Source organism: Streptomyces iakyrus (assembly GCF_000717055.1).
Taxonomy (GTDB): Bacteria; Actinomycetota; Actinomycetes; order Streptomycetales; family Streptomycetaceae; genus Streptomyces; species Streptomyces iakyrus.
Map to the genome: position 1 here is coordinate 17,645 of NZ_JNXI01000032.1, position 17,342 is coordinate 34,986.

Genomic DNA, 17,342 nt, shown 5'->3' on the forward strand with positions numbered 1-17,342 from the left:
GGTCAGGTGCATGCAGCGTCTTCAGGCATCCCCGGCTCCCCGCACTATCATCGAACAAACCCGATGACAGCGGGAACAGCCGATATGATGCAGAGGTGTTCGGCTGACGCTCGATGGAGGGCTGAGGCAGCAGCCCGTGCCGCCTGGCGATGTTCGGTGCCGCACGGGCGGTTGGGGCGTGTGTGGCCGCGCTGTCGCGGCGAGCGTGCGGTGCGCGGGCGCTGTGGTTCCCCAGGGCAGACATCCGGAGGATCTGATGGCTCGCCATGACATGTACGGCATGCGAGGGCGATGGTCCGGCGCGGTGACTGTCGAGCCGGGACGGCTGACGTTCAGCGGCGCCATCGGCTCGTCGGCCCCGCACGCCCATGCGTGCGTGCAGGTCCTGGAGGTCACGGCGGGCGAGGTGGTGCTGTCCGACGCCTACGGCGGTGAGGTGACAACCCGCGGCCGGGCGGTCATCCCGGCAGGGGTCCGGCACGAGGTTCGGGCGTCACCCGGTGCCAGGGGCGTGTCGGCCTATGTGGACCCGGCCGCGCCTGCCGGCCGCGCGCTCGCGGCACAGTTGGCCGCGGGGGACTGTGCTGCTGATCGCGTGGCCGGCTGGGTCGCCTTCGCTGCTCCCGGCGAACAACGGGACGTGGAGGCTCCCTTGCACCCCCGCCTCGACCGGGCTCTACGCCTCGGTGTGCAGCGGGCGGGCGGACCGCCGGAGCTGTCCGAGCTGGCCGCAGCGGTGGGGATCTCCCCGAGCAGACTCGGGCACCTGTTCGCCGACCAGCTTGGTATCGCCTACCCGGCCTGGCGACGATGGATGTGCCTGCGCCGGGCCGTCGAGGCCGTACGAGCCGGGGCCACGCTGACCGACGCCGCCCATGACGCGGGGTTCGCCGACAGTTCCCACTTGTCGCGGACCTGCCGCGCGATGTTCGGTCTCACCCCTACCGAGGCGGTGCGGGCGGCCGGCTGGCGCAACGGGAGCAGCGGATCTGTTCAAGCCAACGGCGGGGGCGCCGGCCGACTCTGAGGGCATGTCCGACCACGAGACCCAGACACCCCCGCCTTCCACCGCCGGTACGCAGCCGAGTCCGGCAGCGCCCGAAGCGGGCGCACCCGCACCCGACGGTGCGCTGGCCCGGTGGGGCCGCTTCTGCGCACGCCACCGGATCGCCGTCCTCGTCCTGGCCTTGGCCGCGACCGTCCTGGCGGGCGTGCTCGGCGCGGGCGCCGGGGACCGGATGGGCTCCGGTGGGCTGACCGACCCTGACACGCCGTCGGCACAGGCGCAGCGGATCCTGGAGAGCCGGTTCGACGCCGGCGATCCGCAACTGGTCCTCTTGGCGGAGGCTTCCGGGTCGGTCGACGAGCCGGGAGCAGTCTCGGCGGGCACCGCGCTGACCGACCGGGTCCGTGGCATCGCGGGCGTCCGGGGCGTGGATTCGTACTGGTCTGAGGGCCGTCCGGAGTCGCTGCGCTCCGAGGACGGCCGGATCGGTCTGCTCCTGCTGCGTCTGGACGGTGACGAGGACGCTTCCGAGGCGGTGGCCGCCCGCGTGGTCGACCAGGTCGGCGGCAAGCGGGACGGCCTGACCGTGCGCGTCACAGGCGCGGCCCAGCTCGACCGTGAGATCGACGCGCAGGCCGAGAAGGACCTCACCCGCGCCGAACTGCTCACCGCGCCGCTGACATTGCTGATCCTTGTGCTGGTCTTCGGCTCGGCGGTCGCCGCCGGGCTGCCGCTGCTGGCCGGCATCGTGGCGATCGTCGGAACCCTCGCCGTGTTGCGGGCCATCACCGCGATGACCGACGTGTCGGTGTTCTCCCTCAATCTCACCACGGCCCTCGGACTGGGCCTGGCGATCGACTACAGCCTGTTTCTGATCACCCGTCACCGGGAGGAGCTGCGTGCCGGGCGGAAAGTGCATGACGCGATCGCGGTGGCGATGCACACCGCGGGCCGCACCGTGCTGTTCTCCGCCATCACCGTCGCGCTGGCACTCACCGCACTGCTCGTGTTCCCCGGCTACTTCCTGCCCTCGTTCGCCTACGCCGGTATCGCCGTTGCCCTGCTGACCGCCGCCGTCACGCTGGTGGTTCTGCCGGCGCTGCTGGCACTCGCCGGGCATCGCATCAACTCCCTGGACCTGCGCGGTCTGCTCCGTGGGCGCCGCACGGCCGCCGCACGGGGCAGCGCGCGGGAGGGGGCGGGGGCCTGGCGTCGGCTCGCGCTGGCGGTCATGCGCCGTTCTGTTCTCTTCACGCTCGTGACCGTGACACTGCTCGCCGGTCTGGCGACGCCGTTCGTCGGCGTCGAGTTCGGCATCAACGACCACCGCACGCTTCCCCAGGCGTCCGCCGGCTATCAGGCGTCGGAGCAGCTGCGGACCCGGTTCGACTCACGGGAGACCACCGCCACCCCGATCGTCCTCGACGGCCGTGTGAACGACGCCGCGCTCAGCGAATACGCCGCCACCGTCTCCCGACTGCCGCACGTCAGCCGTGTCGACACCGCACTCGGCAGCTACATAAGCGGGAAGCTCGCCGCCCCGCCGTCGGACGCCTCAGCACGGTTCCGCGCCGAGGACCGTTCGGCGTGGCTGTCAGCCGTCACCGATGTGGAGCCGATCTCGGCCGACGGCACCGCACTCGTCGAGCGCGTCCGCGACCTCGACTCACCCGCCCCTGTTCTGGTCGGGGGCGACTCCGCCACGCTGGTCGACACCCGCGACGCGATCGGTGAACGGCTGCCGTGGGCGGCGCTGATCGTCGCCGTGGCGACCGCGCTGCTGCTGTTCGCCCTCACCGGTTCGGTACTGATCCCCCTGCAGGCGATCGCGCTCTCCCTGATCAGCCTCACTGCGGCCTTCGGCGCCATGGTGTACGTCTTCCAGGATGGGCACCTGCGCGGCCTGATCGGCGACTTCACCACGACCGGATGGGTCGACGTGACCGCGCCAGTGCTGATGTTCTGCATCGCCTACGGCCTCGCCATGGACTACCAGGTATTCCTCCTCTCCCGTATCAAGGAGGAGTACGACCACAGCAGCGACAACACCGCAGCCGTAGCCGCCGGTCTAGAGCGCACCGGCCGCCTCGTCACCGCCGCCGCCGTACTCATCGCGGTCGTACTCGGCGCCCTGGCCATCTCCGGGATCACATACCTGAAGATGCTCGGCGTCGGGCTGACCCTGGCCGTGCTGGTGGACGCGTTCATCGTCCGCACCCTGCTGATGCCGGCCCTGATGCGGCTGTTCGGAAGCGCCAACTGGTGGGCACCGGGCCGGCTGCACCGCCTGCACGACCGGCTGGGCCTGCGTCACTGAACCCGTAGCCGTGTCCGGTCGCATTACCTTCGTCACTGTTTCGCCTGGGCTGCCTACAGCGGCACCGACAGCCCGGGCCTCCATCCGGTGACGCAGGCAGCGAGCGCCGCGACGGCCCGGCAGCTGGGGGACAGCGGCGGGCCGTCGCGGCCGTAGGGGGAGGTGGTGCTCAGCGCGCCTCACCCTTCCGGAGCCGGTCGCCGGGGGTCGGCTCGGCCGTGCCGGAGCGCAGGTCGAGTTCGTGGTGCAGGAGCTGGACCTCCTCGCGCAGCCGCTTGATCTCCGCGTCCGTGCGCATGGGGCGCATGCAGAGGACGTAGGTCAGTGCGAAGGCCGCCGCCGTGGCGAGCAGCGGCAGGACGTAGGCGGTCACGGCGTGCGCTCCCGCGGTCATCCCCCAGCCGGACTTCATCGCCGCCACTCTCGTCGTCGCCGACCGGCGAACTCGTCTGCCGGAAGCGAAATCGGAGACTCGCGCACGGGTTCCTGACTGATCCCCTCCAGGAATCCGCGAACCCGCGCGCCTGGCCGTGCTCGGCCTTGAACATCGGTACAGCGGTTGTAGGCGAGAACGATCCAGGTCGGCTGGCACAGTCACCGGGCGGTCGCACCGGGGTTCTCAGGGAGATCGTCGATCACAGGTGAGGGGCGGCTACCGCCGCCGCGTGCAGGTGGAATTCATGGCTGATGAGCAGGCCCAGGCGCATGGGAAGCTCGCCGAGGAGCCAGCCGAGTGACACCCAGCCGATGCCTCGCGGCGATCCATCGGGACTCCCGCATGGAGGGGTTGTCGGTACGCGCTCTCGCGCGCAAGTACGGCATTAATCGGCGCACTGTCCGGGAAGCCTTGGTCTCCGCGTGGCCCGCGCCACGGAAGAAGCCGCCACCCCGGCGGTCGCCAGGCAGCCGACCAGGCCATGTCCTTGATCAAGGGCCGCACCCGCCGCGGCGAGCTGGGGAAGATCACCAGCGAGGAGAACCGTCTGGAGGAACGCCTCGCCGAGCTGCGCGCTCGCAGGAGCACGCCACATCCCGAGCCCGCCGACGGCAAGCGCAGGCGCCATGAGTGGGACTACGAGCCCAGCGTGGGTCCACGCGTGGGCCCGCGAGAACGGCTACGAGTCAGTGGCTATGGGACGTATGACCATCCTCTGCCGGCTCGGCGGGGGCTTCGGCCGGCCGGTCCTGCTCAGCGGGAGCCTGGTCCTGCTCTGCGGAGGGCTGGTCCTGCTCTGCGGAGGGCTGGTCCTGCTCTGCGGAGGGCTGGTCCTGCTCTGCGGGGGTCTGGGTCGTGGAGCCGTGATCGTGGCTGTGACCGTCGGAGCTGATGGTGCCGGCGAGGGCGGTCATGCCCAGCCAGGTGAGGGCCGAGAGGACGACGACACCGGCCGCGAACGGGCTGACGAGGTGCCGCCAGCGGCCCTTGGAGTCTTTGGCGACGAACGCGACGTACGACATGAGCAGGCCGATGGGGGTCATCCAGGCGCTGCGCTCGGGGAACTGCTCGAAGTGCTGGATGCCGCCGCCGACCAGGCCGACGCCGAAGGACAGCAGCAGGGAGAACGCCACCAGCGAGACTGCCTGGCTCAGCGCCGGACGCTCATCGGCCAGCACGAACTCGTTGACGATGGTGCCGAGGAGGAACACGAAGGCGCCGACGACGCAGATGATCGTGTACAGCGACGGATCGATCGGGTAGTGGACGACGGCGCCGGCGATCAGGGCGGCGCCCATGAAGTAGAGCATCTGGCCGCTGTAGCGAGCCGGGAGCGACTTCTTGTCGAAGGCGGGGCGGCGATGTCTCGAGGGGGGAGTCTGGTGGCGCTCGGGCTGGAGAACGGTGGTCACGCGGGTACGGCCTTTCAGATCTTGGTGTGCGAGAGCAGGCAGAAGCGCGCCGACACCAGTGGTGCGGCGTCACGCTGGTGCAGCTCTCAGCAGCGCAGGATCGAAAGTCGGTGTAGGCACGGTGGATCGCCGGTGCGGCTGATCCAGCGGTGCGCGGGTCGTGCCCATCGGCGAAGCACGCAGAGGACGCGGTTGGAGATCCCGCGCCTGAGGGCGAACGCGAGCGTGCGGCGACAAAGCCAAGCAGCGCCAGGCAGCTGTCTCCGCCTCCGCCGTGGTCGCAGGGGGATTCGTCGTCCCGGCCGTCCGGTGTTTTGGTGGCTTCACCGGGAGCGACGGCAGTGTGGGCGTGCTGAGTCTTGTCCCCGGCGTCAGTGAGGGGCATCGCGGCGGCGTGGCAGCTGTGGGCATGGTGATGTGTGGTCAGGGCGTGCATCGCGAATACGGCAAGCACCACCGCGAAGAGCGTTGCCATCAGCAACGCTCCCGTGCGGTGGCCGCGACGGACCTGGCCTGAAATCACGCTTCAGGACCATAGGCGGGCTTGGTGGCGAAATTGCCAGCCGGAGGCGTCCCCACCCCGTGATGGGAGGAAGATCACATCAGGCGTGGATGCGTCTGCGCGGCGTCACCGCGTGGCTGCACCGCGCTGGCTGGCCCCGCGGCTCGGAGCCGGGTGGCGATCGTCTTCGAGGGCGGCGGCGGTCGAGACGACCAGCCCACCGAGAGGGAAGCCGATACCGACTTCGGCTTGCCAGGGTGACGTCGGGGCGTCGAGGGCGAGGCCCGTTCCTGCTATGAAGCCGTCGAGGGTGTCGGGGCCGGCACTGAAGGCGTTTGAGCCGATTGCGCACCCAGAGTTTCGAGCCGGTCGAGGGCCGTGACGGCGAGGTTGGCCAGGCTGCGCTTGACGTGGGCCATATTCTCTCATCGGCGCTCAGCCACGTGGAGAAGAGCCTGCTCGGCACCGTCGACCGAGCGGACGGCATGAAGCAGCTCACCCTCGGCGGCTGGCCGCTGTACCAAGCGCGGGGGCGCCGGCGCATCGTCAGACGCCCGCCGGATCCTCCTGGACGACCGGCCGCTGCGGCGCCCGTGACTGGTGCTGCCTGCGCCAGCCGTAACGGGTCAGCCCCTTCGGTTTGTACACCGACAGCGTCACGGCGACGAGCAGCACGAGGAGGGCCGCGGCAGCGTCGGCCAGCAGCTGGATCCTCATCCCTACCAGGTCATCACTCGAAAGCGTGGCCCGGGCCGCGGCGTCGGCGACATGGCCGACCACCTGCATGTGTACGAGCAGCAGAGCGGTCGCGACCACGTTGATCAGCAGCTTGATGACGACCCAGTAGTGACGGAACAGACCCCAGGTCGTCCCCAGGGCTTGGACGAGCCCGGTGAACAGCGAGGCGAGGCTGAGGGGAACCAGCGCGAACCAGCCGGTCAGTTCCATCGCCAGGTAGGCACCGCGCACCCTCTGGGGGTCCTGGCCGGCAAGACCCACGGCAGCGAGGACGACGAACACGACGACAGCTCCGAGCCAGCCGACCGAGGAGGTGACGTGTGCGGTGAGGGTGAGCTTGCGGAGGCGGGGGTTCATGGCCATGGCGATCAGTGACCGCCCATCCCGCCACCGACCGCGTGCATGAGCACGAACGCCACCAGCAGCGCGGATCCGGCGGCGATACCGAAGACCTTCACCCAGCGGGGCATGCCGGGATGCGCCGTGGGGCCTTGCGTGTGGTCGGCGGCTTCGGTACGGGAGGGCGAGTCAGCCATGTGTGCGTCCTTGGGTGCTCGATTGCCGGACGGTCGACACCCGCACTTTACGAGACACTCTGTCCATGGTGTCAACCAGGGTGTATCAACATCGCCGCCGCGTACACTGACGCCGTGCCCAAGCTGTGGAACGAGACGATCGAGGCGCACCGCCGCGCGGTGCGCGACGCGATTCTGAACACCACGGCGGAGCTGGCCGCCGAGCGCGGCGTGCGGTCGGTGACGATGTCGCAGATCGCCGAACAGGCGGGCATCGGCCGGGCCACGCTCTACAAGTACTTCCCGGACGTCGAGGCGATCCTGCTCGCCTGGCACGACCGCCAGATCACCGAGCACCTGGCCCAGCTGGCAGAGGTCCGGGACCAGGCCGATGGGCCCGGCGAGCAGCTCGAGGTGGTTCTGAGGGCGTTCGCCCACATCTCGCGCCAGTCCCGCGGACACCACGGCACCGAGCTCGCGGCGTTCCTTCACCGGGACGAGCGGGTCGTCCGAGCACAGGAGCAGCTCCACGGCATGATCCGGGATCTGCTGGCCGAGGGCGCGCAGGCCGGCGTCTTCCGTGCCGACGTCGCACCCGACGAGCTGGCGACGTACTGCCTTCACGCCCTGACCGCCGCTGCCGCCCTGCCCTCCGAAGCGGCGGCGGACCGTCTCGTCACGGTGACCCTGTCCGGGCTGCGCGACGGTCACCCCATGCCGGAAGACCAGAAGCCGACGAGCGGGCACGCGCGCCACGGTCACCACTCAGGGCACTCAGCCCACTGAGCTCACCCGCTCTTCTCCACGAGCCCGCATGGGTTGGGCAGCAGCGTCCTCGAAGTTATTGCAATCTCTTTGCAGCTAACTACTAAATTCCATAGAGAATGGTCTGCGACGTAAGCACGACTCGGATCAAGGACACCGCCATGACCGCTGCGCCCAACCCCCAGCCCGGCCTCGTCCGGCGCATACGCGGAGCACTCACTCCCCGCGAATGGGCCCGGGCCGGCGGCCTGGCAGCAGCGATCCTCGCCCTGCACGTCATCGGCTGGGGCACGCTGCTGTTCTTCGTCGTCCCGCAGCACTTCGACCTGGGCAGCCAGGGGGCGTTCGGCATCGGTCTCGGCGTCACCGCGTACGTGCTCGGCATGCGGCACGCCTTCGACGCCGACCACATCGCCGCGATCGACAACACCACCCGCAAGCTGATCTCCGACGGCCAGCGCCCGCTGTCCGTCGGCTTCTTCTTCTCCCTCGGCCACTCGACCGTCGTCTTCCTGCTCGCCCTGCTCTTCGCGCTCGGCGTGCGCTCGCTCGCCGGACCCGTGCAGGACGACGGCTCCGCGCTGCAGCAGACGCTCGGCCTCATCGGCACCTCGGTCTCCGGGGTCTTCCTCTACGTCATCGCGGCCTTCAACCTCGTCGCCCTGCTCGGGATCCTGAAGGTCTTCCGCCGGATGCGCGCGGGCGGCCACAGCGAGGCGGACCTGGAAGCCCAGCTGAGCAGCAGCGGCGGGGTCATGACCCGGATCCTCGGCCGGGCGACCCGAGCCGTCGGCAAGCCCTGGCACATGTACCCGCTGGGCTTCCTCTTCGGCCTCGGCTTCGACACCGCCACCGAGGTCTCGCTCCTCTTCCTCGCGGCAGGCGCGGCCGGAGCCGGCATCCCCTGGTACGCGATCCTGTGCCTGCCAGTGCTGTTCGCGGCCGGGATGAGCCTGCTCGACACGATCGACGGCTCGTTCATGAACTTCGCGTACTCCTGGGCCTTCTCCAACCCGGTCCGCAAGGTCTTCTACAACATCACCATCACCGGACTGTCGGTCGCGGCCGCACTGCTCATCGGCACCGTCGAACTGCTGTCGATCGCCGCGGAGAAGCTCTCCCTGCACGGCGCCTTCTGGGACTGGATCGGCGGCATCGACCTCAACAGCGTCGGATACGCCGTCGTCCTCCTCTTCGTCGTCACCTGGGCCGCCGCACTGCTGATCTGGCGGTACGGCCGCATCGAGGAGAAGTGGGCACTCGCCCCGCAGTCCACGGGAGACTGACCCGCTGAGCGAGTGGGACACGCCGGGCATCCGGGTGAATCGCACGGCTCCGCATCGGTTACTCGCTGGTTGCACGGAAGGCAGGTTTCGGCACCGTGCCACCGACCGATCGATCGGAGCTTGCATGAACTGCCGAATAACATCCGTGGGCCGTGTGGGTGCGGCTCTGCTGATGGCTGCCGGACTCGCCCTTGCGGCAGCGCCCGCTGCCGTCGCGGACGGCGACAGCGAGTTCAACGAAAAAGAGTTCCTGGCCATGACCGTCGACCATCACTTCGGCGGCGTCCACATGGCCGAGATGTGCGTGCAGAAGACGACTCGGGCGGATCTCAAGGGCCTCTGCTCGGAGATCAAGCACACGCAGTCCAAGGAGATCGCCACGATGCGTTCATGGCTGAAGGCCTGGTACAGCACCGATGAGACACCGAGCGTGCCGCACGAGGCCATGCCGATGATGCACGAACTTGAGGGTCTGTCGGGCCGGGCCTTCGATGTGAAGCTCTCCCAGCACTTCGCCCAGCACCACCGCGAGTTCCTGCCCGAGGCGGACAAGTGCCGCAAGCACGCCAAGCACAGCGAGTTGCGCGACTTGTGCGACACGATGCACAAGACCCAGACGGAGGAGATCGGCAAGTTCGAGGCGGTCATCGCCGGTAAGCCGATCACCGTCGACACAGGCAACGGCGGCCTGGCCACCGCCAGCTCACAAGACGACGTCACCGGCGGAGCCGGGTGGCTGGCCGCCGCTGGTGCGACCGCGGCGCTGGGCACCGCCGCCCTGGGCCGGCGCCTGCGCCGCCAGTGACCGGCGGGCGCGCCGGGCACACCCTGTGGGCGCTGGCCACACTGTCGCTCTGGGTCGTCGCATTGGCGGCCGCCAGCGCCCCGGCGCGCCCTGCCGTCACCGCTGGGGCGGCAACCCTCTGGCCGGTGCCGCCCCAGCGGTCCGCTTCCCACACGACCTCGAGGGCGAGCCCGGTACGCCTGACTCTGGCCCGAGTGGGTCTGGATGCGGCGGTGATGCCCATCGTGGTGAGGGCCGATGGGCGCCTGGCCGTGCCCGATGACGGCAAGACAGCCGGCTGGTGGAAGGACACCGCCCCGCCGGGCAGCCGACAGGGCAGCACCGTCATCGCCGGGCACCTCGACACCCCACGCGGGGCCGCCGTCTTCGCACCCCTGACCCGGGCCAAGCCGGGTGACCGGGTCACGGTCACCACCGAGGCCGCCAGAGTGGGCTACCGGGTTCGGGCGGTCACAGTGCGCCGCGGCGCCGCACTGCCGGGCGAGTTCATCACCACTACCGGGCCGCCCCGGCTCGTGCTGGTCACCTGCACCGGGCCCTACCGCCACGGCAGCGGCTACCGCGACCGCCTCTACGTCGACGCCACCCCGGCCCCGCCGATCGGCAAGCGGAGGCCTTCTGAGGGTCAGGCCCCCTTTCCGAAGACCAGCACCTCCGTGGAGGCGACACCCATGGGCGCCAGGAAGCTGGCCTCCAGGCTGCAGCCGAGGGTCGCGAAGAGGTCCACGCATGTCCGGCGAGGCATGGCGGCTGGGTAGGAGTCGTGCCCCGCGCCGCCCTGCGTCGCCCAGGCGCGTACCGCGGCCGGGTCCAGGCAGGTCTCTGTCATCACGTCGAAGACGATCCGACCGCCGGGTCGCGTGACACGCGCCATCTCGAAGAAGTAGCGGGAGGCGCAGAGGAAGGTCACGGTGTTGAAGACCTTGTGGGCCTGTACGAGGTCGATGCTGCCGTCGGGTGTCGGGGCGAGACTGCTTCCTGCGGTCGGTTGGGCGACCACGCCGAATGTGTCCACCAGGTAGTTGGCCCAAGGCGCTGCCGTCTCGTAGATCTCGTAGCGGTCTGGTGAACACTCCTTCAGCGTCTTCTCCAGGTACCGTCCGGACCCGGGACCGATCTCCAGCACCGTGTTCGGGTTGGCAGCGAAGACGCCGAGGGCGCTTAGTTCATCGATGGTGGACTGGGTGGCGCCAGGCGTCCCGTTCATGACCTCGTCGATGTAGTCACCGACCGACAGACCGGCCGCTCGTGCAGCCCGCACCGTTGCCTCGAACGGGATGAAGTCGTCGATGCCACCCAGGTTGTTGGTACTGCGCACGATGTCGAATCCAGCACGCCCCAAGAGCCGCTTGACCCCCGACTTCAATACTGACGTTCTCCTGCCCGCCGCCCTCATCAGGCACCCCCGGTCGTCTCCACCCTCGGTGTCAGCAGGCGCCCGACCGCCGGGCGCACCTCTTTCGCACCCACGGGCTCCCCACCACCCATCGAGGCAACGCCACCCTACTAAATTACTTAGCACTCTGCGGCTAATGTTGCCCCATGACCGATCCGCGCGCCCCGGAGCTGCCCTCAGCGCCGTGCCAGATACTTCTGCATGGCACGGTGCAGCGTCTTGTTGACGGCCCCCTCAAGCGGCAGCTCCCACTCACCGAGCGTCTCGACGACCTGGCCTCCCGTGCCGAGCTTCCAGCGCATCAGGCCGTACGACCGCTCCTGCGGATCGAGTACGTCGGGCACGCCCCGCATGTCGTACACCTGAGCGCGCAGCGTGTGCGCGTCGCGGAGCATTCGCCACTGCAGGGCATTGCTCGGCCGCACCTCGCGGCGGTGGTCCGCGGACGCTCCCGTCTGGTACCAGGCCCGGCGCCCCGCCAATATCAGCGTGTGGGCGGCGAGCACCTCCCCGTCGTGCCACGCCAGGTACAGCCGCATGCGGCCGGACTCTTCGGCGTTGAGTTCGCGGTACTGGCGCTGGAAGTACTCCAGCGAGCGGCCGAGCCGGAAGCCGTCGCGCTGCTCGGTGAGCTGCAGCAGCCGGTAGAACTCCGGCAGATAGTCGGCCGTACCGACGCAGGGCTCGACGTCGGCCTTCGCCGCCTTCTTTATGTTGCGCCGCCACTCCTGGTTCAGCCCCGCCCACAGGTCGTCGAGGGTGCGGCCGGCCAGCGGTACCTCGAAGAGGTAGCGGGGCTGTGCGTCGCCGGCGTTCCCCTCCTCGCCGCAGCGCCGCCATCCGCCCGCCCGCAGCCGGTCCGCGACGGCGGCGCCGACCGGGTCGACGAGGTCCGGCAGCACATCGCCGACACGGCGCCCCGGACCGACCGCCGCCTTGAGGGTCGCGGCGTTCCAGCGGCGGTACGGCAGCGGCGGCCCCATCCGCACCGCGAAGGCGCCGGCCGACCGCAGATGGTCCAGCAGCGGCTGAAGCAGGTGCGGCAGCCGCGGGTCCGCCCAGTCCAGCACCGGCCCTTCCGGCAGGTAGGCGAAGTACCGGCGCGTTCCGGGCAGTGGCCGGTACAGCACCTGGGCGGCGCCGCACTGGCGTCCGGAGCTGTCGAACCAGCCGAGCCGTTCCGCCTTCCAGCCTGCCTTCACCGCGGCCCAGGACGGGTACTGCAGGAAGCTCGCCTGTCCGGGGAGAGAGTCCAGATATCCCAGGTGCCGCTCGGTGGTGGTGCTGCGCACCACGTAGCTGCGGGTGTGCGTGGTTTCGGACATCTGCGCCTCTGTCACGGCCATGTGGGAGGTCTCCTCGATCTGTTCCGTACTCCTCCGCCGGGAGGGCGGCGGGACAGACCCGCCTGTCTCTTGCACGCGTGGCGGCCCCGGGTTGTGGCGGGGAATTTCGCTGAGTTGCCCGAGTGGCGGGGAGGACACACGGCGTGACGGCTCAGGAACAGGCGGAGGCCGCCGCCGGCGCGGCTCCGAAGGCCGGCTCGGCGCGCCGGCTGCGCGGCGGGGCCGTGATGATGCTGGGCTCGCTGACGTCGCGGGCCACCGGGTTCGTCCGCGGTGCGGTCGTGGTCGCGGCCCTGGGTACGGCGTTGCTCGGCGACGCCTACAACGTCGCCAACACCGTGCCGAACATCGTCTACATCCTGCTGATCGGCGGGGCGCTGAACTCGGTGTTCGTGCCGGAGCTGGTACGGGCGGCGAAGGAGCACGCGGACGGCGGAGCCGCCTACACCGACCGGCTGCTCACGCTCTGCCTGACCGCCCTGACCGCGATCACCACGCTCGCGGTCCTCGCCGCGCCCTGGGTCGTCTCCGCGTACACCGACTACACCGGCGCCCAGCGCGACCTGACCGTCGCGCTCGCCCGCTACTGCCTGCCGCAGATCCTCTTCTACGGCGTGTTCACCGTGCTCGGCCAGGTCCTCAACGCACGCGACCGGTTCGGGGCGATGATGTGGACCCCGGTCCTCAACAACGTCACCGTGATCGCGGTGTTCGGGCTCTATCTGGTGATCGCCCGCACCGCGAGCACGGCGGGCGAGGTCACGGACGGCCAGCTGCTCCTGCTCGGCCTGGGCAGCACGGCGGGCATCGCCGTCCAGGCACTGGCACTGCTGCCGTCGCTGCGCGCGGCCGGTTTCCGGTGGCGGCCGCGGTTCGACTGGCGCGGATCGGGGCTCGGGCGTCCAGTACGGGCCGCCGTGTGGACACTGCTGCTGGTCCTGGTGAACCAGGTCGCGTACTGGGTGGTGACCCGGCTGTCCACGTCCGCCGGGGTGCGCGCAGTCGCCGAGGGCGTCAGGGAGGGCGTCGGTTATACCGCGTACAGCAGCGCCTATCAGCTGTGGGTGGTGCCGCAGGGGATCATCACCGTCTCCCTGGTCACCGCGCTGCTGCCGCGGATGAGCCGCGCCGCCACCGACGGCGACCTGGCGCAGGTGGCCGCCGGCCTGTCCCGGACCCTGCGCACGACAGCGGTGGCGATCGTGCCCGCCGTGTTCCTCTTCCTGGTGCTCGCGCCCCAACTCGCTGGCCTCGCCTACCAGTACGGGCAGGTGAGCGACGCCGACGCCAAGGCGATCGGCTGGGTGCTGGCGGCGTTCGCGCCCGGGCTGGCGGCCTTCTCCGCCCAGTACGTGCTCTCCCGCGGCTTCTACGCACTCGGCGACACTCGCACGCCGTTCCTGCTGACCCTGGTCATCGCCGGCGTCAACGCGGGGCTGTCCGTGACCTCGTACGTCGTGCTGCCCGCGCGCTGGGCGGTCACCGGCATCGCGGCCGCGTATGCCATCGCCTGCACGGCGGGCCTGTGCTGCACCGCGTTCGTGCTGCGGCGCAGGCTGGGCCATTCCCTGGAGCGGGCGCTCGGCACGCACCTGCGCCTCGGCGTCGCGTGCCTGCCGGGCGCTGCCCTGGCGTACGCGGTGAGCGGCTGGTTCACGGAACGACTGGGCGGCGATCTCGCGGGGGACGCGTCGGGCCTGGTGGCCGGCGGCGTCCTGATCGGTCTGTCGGTCGTGGCGTTGGCGGGCCCGCTGCGCATCCCCGAGGTCGGTGAGCTCGTTGCGCCACTGACTCGCCGTTTCGGATCGAGCGGCCGTCACAGGAGGGGGCGATGACGGACAGCCAGGATCAGGCATCGGCCGCCCGCCGGGACTTCGAGCGCTTCTACGCCGAGAGCGTCAAGCGGCTCGTCACGGTGGTGTACGCCGTGACGGGCGACCTCGGCGAGGCGGAGGACGCGGTCCAGGAGGCGTACGCCAGGGCCTGGACGCGCTGGGAGCAGCTCGTCGCACAAGGGGATCCCACGCCGTGGGTGCGCACGGTCGCCCTGCGTCTGGCGGTCAGCTCCTGGCGCAGGGCCCGCAACCGACTCCGCGCCCACTTCCGGCACGGTCCGCCACCCGACCTGCCCGGCCTCGCACCCGACCACGTAGCCTTGGTCGCCGCACTACGGCACCTCAACCCCGAACAGCGGCGCGCCGTGGTCCTGCATCATCTCCTCGACCTCCCGGTGGAGGAGGTCGCCCGCCAGACCGGGTCGACGAGCACGGCGGTACGCTCGCGGCTCATGCGGGCCCGCCGTGTCCTCAGTACCCATCTCACCGACTCGCCGGACACACCGACGGCCCGGGCAGGCCGTACCGCGGCCACCGCACAGCCCCGGCAGGAGGTCCTCCCCCATGAGTGACGAAACCCGCCGTCCCCCGCAGGACGACCTCGGCACGCTGCTCCACGGCTACGCCGACGAGGCCGAGCCGCTGATCACCGTCAGCGGGGGCGTCGCCGACGTGCACAAGCGCGTACGCCGCCACCGGACCCGCCGCCGGCTGGCGGTCACCACGGCGGGCTGCGCCGCCCTGCTCTCCCTCGGCCTCTGGGGCATCCCGCCTCTGCTCGATGGCGCATCCGCCGACCGTCCCGAGGAGACCAGCCCCGGCCTGGTCTCGGCCGCCTCGATCCTGCCCGCACCGGACAGCGGTGGCGGCCTCCCCCGTACAGATCTGCTGTCCCCCTCCGCCCTGCCCTGGAACGCCGCCTATCACTGGCGGACCACAACCACCAGTAACAGCGCCACCACTCCCCTGCCCACCGGGGGGACGGAGGACTGCGCTCTGCGGTGGTTCGACGGTACCGGCGCCGAGGAGCAGATCGCCCGTTCCTACAGAGGTGGCAGCGATGCGACCGCACAGCACCGCATCGTGGCGTACACGGACAACTCCGCCGCCCAGCACGTCGTCGGGCAGCTGGCCGAAGCCCTGCACAAGTGCGGCTGGCACCAGACCCGAAGTCCCCATGCACAAGACCACGACTCGAAAGCGCCTGCGCTCTACGAATACGTCCTCACCCACGGTGCGGAAGCCCCGCTGCGCGTCACGCTGGTCCAGTCCGACCACCGGGTCGCCGTGCTCGTACTCGCCACCCCGCAGGTCGCCGACCACGCCCACACCGATCCGCGGACGGAGAACTGCCTGGAGGAGACCATGAACTCCGCGCAGCCGCACGCCCCTTCGCCATCTGCGACCGGGCATTGCTGAGCCACGCCCTCCGGGCATGCGGTGCGGCACCGTCACGCCTTCGGTACGTGTCCGCCGAGCCTCAGAGCCGACACCAACGCATCGGCGAACCGGCCGGGGTGGGTCACGTGGCCGAGGTGGCCGCCCGGCATCTCGATCACGTCCCGGCCGATCCTGGGTCCCAGGGCGACGGTTGCGTCATGAGCGGGATAGCCGTGTGATTCCCGCCCCGCCGCGAGAACGACCCGATCGGCGTGCGCAGTGAGGACATCGACGTCGAGTTCAACCGCTGGGTACTGGCGCAGCTCGTGCTCGAACCAATAGGTGGCGTTGGCAAGAAGGTACTTGCCCTTCTTGGGATCCTTCGCCCGTAGCGCGGCCATGGCCTGCCGATCCGGCTCCGCGAAGGCTTCTTCACGGAACCTCTCAAGTGCCGGCTGGACGCCGGATCGGCGGTAGAGGCCGTACAGCTCAGTGAAGAAGTCGGCCCACCTCTGGCCGTCGGGCAGGAGTTTCACAGCCGGTGGCTCGTACGGCACAAGTGTGTGGACCGTGGAGGGGTGCCGGGCGAGGAGTTCCAGGGCGACGAGTCCTCCGGAGCTGCTGCCGAAGACGGTCGCGGGGTCGTCGCTCAGGTGCTCGATCAGGCGCCGGGCGTCGTCGGCGTCGGTCTCGAGGCGGCGGTCGTAGTCCTGCGGACCATCGAGTCGGCTCCGGGAAAAGCCGCGCCGGTCGTAGGTGACGACGGTGTGGTGCGCCGCCAGGTGGTCCGCCACCGCTCCGAAGGCGTCGGCGTCGCCGTTGGCGCCCGGGATCATGAGCATGAGCGGGCCGCTGCCACGGGTCTCGTAGTAGAGCTGTGCACCGGGAACGTCGAGGTGCTCATAGGTGCCTCGCTTCCATTTCTCGTTTCCGCGAGCAGGCGATGGCCCGCGTCCACGTCACCGGCTACGCCTGCGGCGGTGGTGCGCGACGAAGCCGCCCATCCCGATGACCTTCGCAACGACGACCGCCACGACGACGGCACCGGCGCCCCAGCCCAGCCATTGCGAAGCCGCCAGCACGGAGCCGCCCAGCACCAGGTGCGCGACGACCAGCAGTGCCACGGCTCCGACAACCGCCCTGACGGTCCAGCGGCGGGTCATGCCGCCTGCGTGACCGTGCTCCTTCTGATGCGGGGCGTCCGCCTGGTCACCCGCGCCGGGGAGAGTGCTGGGCTCTTCGGGTTGTTGCCAGGCCACCGTCAGGTGGTCACGCCTGCCGATCTTCTCGATGCGTGCGGCGATGAGATCCCGCATCCGCTGCAGGTCCCCCTCGGTGGCGGCCTCGAGGTGCAGCACGAGGGCATCCGGGGTGGCCCGCAAGGTCCACTGGCCCAGGCTGAGGAGGACGGTCCCGTGGGTGTCGGACCATTCGACGTGATGCACCTCAGGGGGCTTGTGCGTGCCACCGACGCCGCGCGCGCCCTGCCGATAGTGGGGGTGGCGTTCCATCTGCTGGGCATGTCGGCAGAGTTGGTCGAGGTAGCGGCTTGCGCGTTCGGTCTCGACGCTGGCTTCCGCGGTCAGCATGGCGTTCCTCTCCG

General features: G+C 70.2%; 17 protein-coding genes and 2 pseudogenes. 10 read left to right on the plus strand and 9 right to left on the minus strand.

The features are described from left to right. The first annotated feature begins 256 nt into the window (after positions 1-256). Positions 257-1,027 carry a helix-turn-helix domain-containing protein gene (locus OO68_RS37225; protein WP_245237361.1) on the plus strand — a complete coding sequence of 257 codons (771 nt, stop codon included), beginning with the start codon at positions 257-259 and terminating at the stop codon, positions 1,025-1,027. A 4-nt stretch (positions 1,028-1,031) separates the two neighbouring features. After that, positions 1,032-3,323, plus strand: a complete 2,292-nt coding sequence (locus tag OO68_RS37230) for an MMPL family transporter (RefSeq protein WP_078625708.1) — start codon at positions 1,032-1,034, stop codon at positions 3,321-3,323. A gap of 169 nt (positions 3,324-3,492) precedes the next feature. On the opposite strand, the gene OO68_RS37235 is transcribed toward OO68_RS37230, so the two are convergent. Together OO68_RS37235 and OO68_RS37240 are read right to left on the minus strand one after the other, a co-directional pair. Continuing rightward, positions 3,493-3,735, minus strand: coding sequence for a hypothetical protein (locus OO68_RS37235; RefSeq protein ID WP_033313790.1), 243 nt, complete (start codon positions 3,733-3,735; stop codon positions 3,493-3,495). A gap of 710 nt (positions 3,736-4,445) precedes the next feature. Further along, positions 4,446-5,171, minus strand: a complete 726-nt coding sequence (locus tag OO68_RS37240; protein WP_157852808.1) for a hypothetical protein — start codon at positions 5,169-5,171, stop codon at positions 4,446-4,448. 343 nt (positions 5,172-5,514) lie between these two features. Here OO68_RS37240 and OO68_RS46575 point away from each other — a divergent pair, with 343 nt between their 5' ends. Beyond that, the gene (locus tag OO68_RS46575) at positions 5,515-5,688 is read left to right on the plus strand and encodes a hypothetical protein (RefSeq protein ID WP_157852809.1); all 174 of its coding nucleotides are present in this window, start codon (positions 5,515-5,517) and stop codon (positions 5,686-5,688) included. Between the two features lie 240 nt (positions 5,689-5,928). Here the strand turns inward: OO68_RS46575 and OO68_RS48785 are convergent. The 3 genes and pseudogenes from OO68_RS48785 to OO68_RS46580 form a co-directional block, all read right to left on the minus strand. Then, positions 5,929-6,089 (minus strand): annotated as a pseudogene (locus OO68_RS48785) (IS630 family transposase); the annotation flags it as partial. A 130-nt stretch (positions 6,090-6,219) separates the two neighbouring features. Further along, positions 6,220-6,774 (minus strand): hypothetical protein, encoded by a 555-nt coding sequence (locus OO68_RS37245; protein ID WP_245237363.1) that lies wholly within the window; start codon positions 6,772-6,774, stop codon positions 6,220-6,222. A gap of 5 nt (positions 6,775-6,779) precedes the next feature. Then, a complete protein-coding gene (locus tag OO68_RS46580) occupies positions 6,780-6,947 on the minus strand; it encodes a hypothetical protein (RefSeq protein ID WP_157852810.1) in 168 nt (55 codons plus the stop codon). A gap of 114 nt (positions 6,948-7,061) precedes the next feature. On the opposite strand from OO68_RS46580, the gene OO68_RS37250 reads away from it, so the two are divergent. The 4 genes and pseudogenes from OO68_RS37250 to OO68_RS48635 all read left to right on the plus strand — a co-directional run. Next, entirely contained in the window at positions 7,062-7,712 is a 651-nt protein-coding gene (locus OO68_RS37250) for a TetR/AcrR family transcriptional regulator (protein ID WP_033313792.1), read from the plus strand. 140 nt (positions 7,713-7,852) lie between these two features. Continuing rightward, the gene (gene nicT / locus OO68_RS37255; RefSeq protein WP_051814945.1) at positions 7,853-8,977 is read left to right on the plus strand and encodes a Nickel transporter NicT; all 1,125 of its coding nucleotides are present in this window, start codon (positions 7,853-7,855) and stop codon (positions 8,975-8,977) included. Between the two features lie 145 nt (positions 8,978-9,122). Then, complete coding sequence (locus OO68_RS43290; RefSeq protein ID WP_157852811.1) at positions 9,123-9,782, plus strand: DUF305 domain-containing protein; 660 nt, start codon at positions 9,123-9,125, stop codon at positions 9,780-9,782. Between the two features lie 215 nt (positions 9,783-9,997). Further along, positions 9,998-10,360 (plus strand): annotated as a pseudogene (locus OO68_RS48635) (class F sortase); the annotation flags it as partial. Positions 10,361-10,407: 47 nt separating this feature from the next. On the opposite strand, the gene OO68_RS37265 reads toward OO68_RS48635, so the two are convergent. Both OO68_RS37265 and OO68_RS37270 read right to left on the minus strand, forming a co-directional pair. Continuing rightward, complete coding sequence (locus tag OO68_RS37265) at positions 10,408-11,178, minus strand: methyltransferase domain-containing protein (protein ID WP_033313793.1); 771 nt, start codon at positions 11,176-11,178, stop codon at positions 10,408-10,410. 176 nt (positions 11,179-11,354) lie between these two features. Then, positions 11,355-12,524, minus strand: coding sequence for a lipid II:glycine glycyltransferase FemX (locus tag OO68_RS37270; RefSeq protein WP_051814947.1), 1,170 nt, complete (start codon positions 12,522-12,524; stop codon positions 11,355-11,357). 143 nt (positions 12,525-12,667) lie between these two features. Here OO68_RS37270 and murJ point away from each other — a divergent pair, with 143 nt between their 5' ends. From murJ to OO68_RS37285, 3 genes are read left to right on the plus strand one after another with little or no spacing between them, the layout of a single operon-like run. Next, a complete protein-coding gene (murJ, locus tag OO68_RS37275; RefSeq protein WP_033313794.1) occupies positions 12,668-14,359 on the plus strand; it encodes a murein biosynthesis integral membrane protein MurJ in 1,692 nt (563 codons plus the stop codon). Continuing rightward, a complete protein-coding gene (locus OO68_RS37280) occupies positions 14,356-14,931 on the plus strand; it encodes a SigE family RNA polymerase sigma factor (RefSeq protein ID WP_033313795.1) in 576 nt (191 codons plus the stop codon). The genes murJ and OO68_RS37280 overlap by 4 nt, the downstream gene beginning before the upstream one ends. Further along, positions 14,924-15,778, plus strand: a complete 855-nt coding sequence (locus OO68_RS37285) for a hypothetical protein (RefSeq protein WP_033313796.1) — start codon at positions 14,924-14,926, stop codon at positions 15,776-15,778. Before OO68_RS37280 ends, OO68_RS37285 begins: the two co-directional genes overlap by 8 nt. 32 nt (positions 15,779-15,810) lie before the next feature. On the opposite strand, the gene OO68_RS37290 is transcribed toward OO68_RS37285, so the two are convergent. Both OO68_RS37290 and OO68_RS43295 read right to left on the minus strand, forming a co-directional pair. Further along, a complete protein-coding gene (locus OO68_RS37290; protein WP_051814948.1) occupies positions 15,811-16,581 on the minus strand; it encodes an alpha/beta fold hydrolase in 771 nt (256 codons plus the stop codon). A gap of 117 nt (positions 16,582-16,698) precedes the next feature. Further along, positions 16,699-17,328, minus strand: a complete 630-nt coding sequence (locus OO68_RS43295) for a DUF2218 domain-containing protein (RefSeq protein ID WP_051814949.1) — start codon at positions 17,326-17,328, stop codon at positions 16,699-16,701. Positions 17,329-17,342 lie beyond the last annotated feature (14 nt).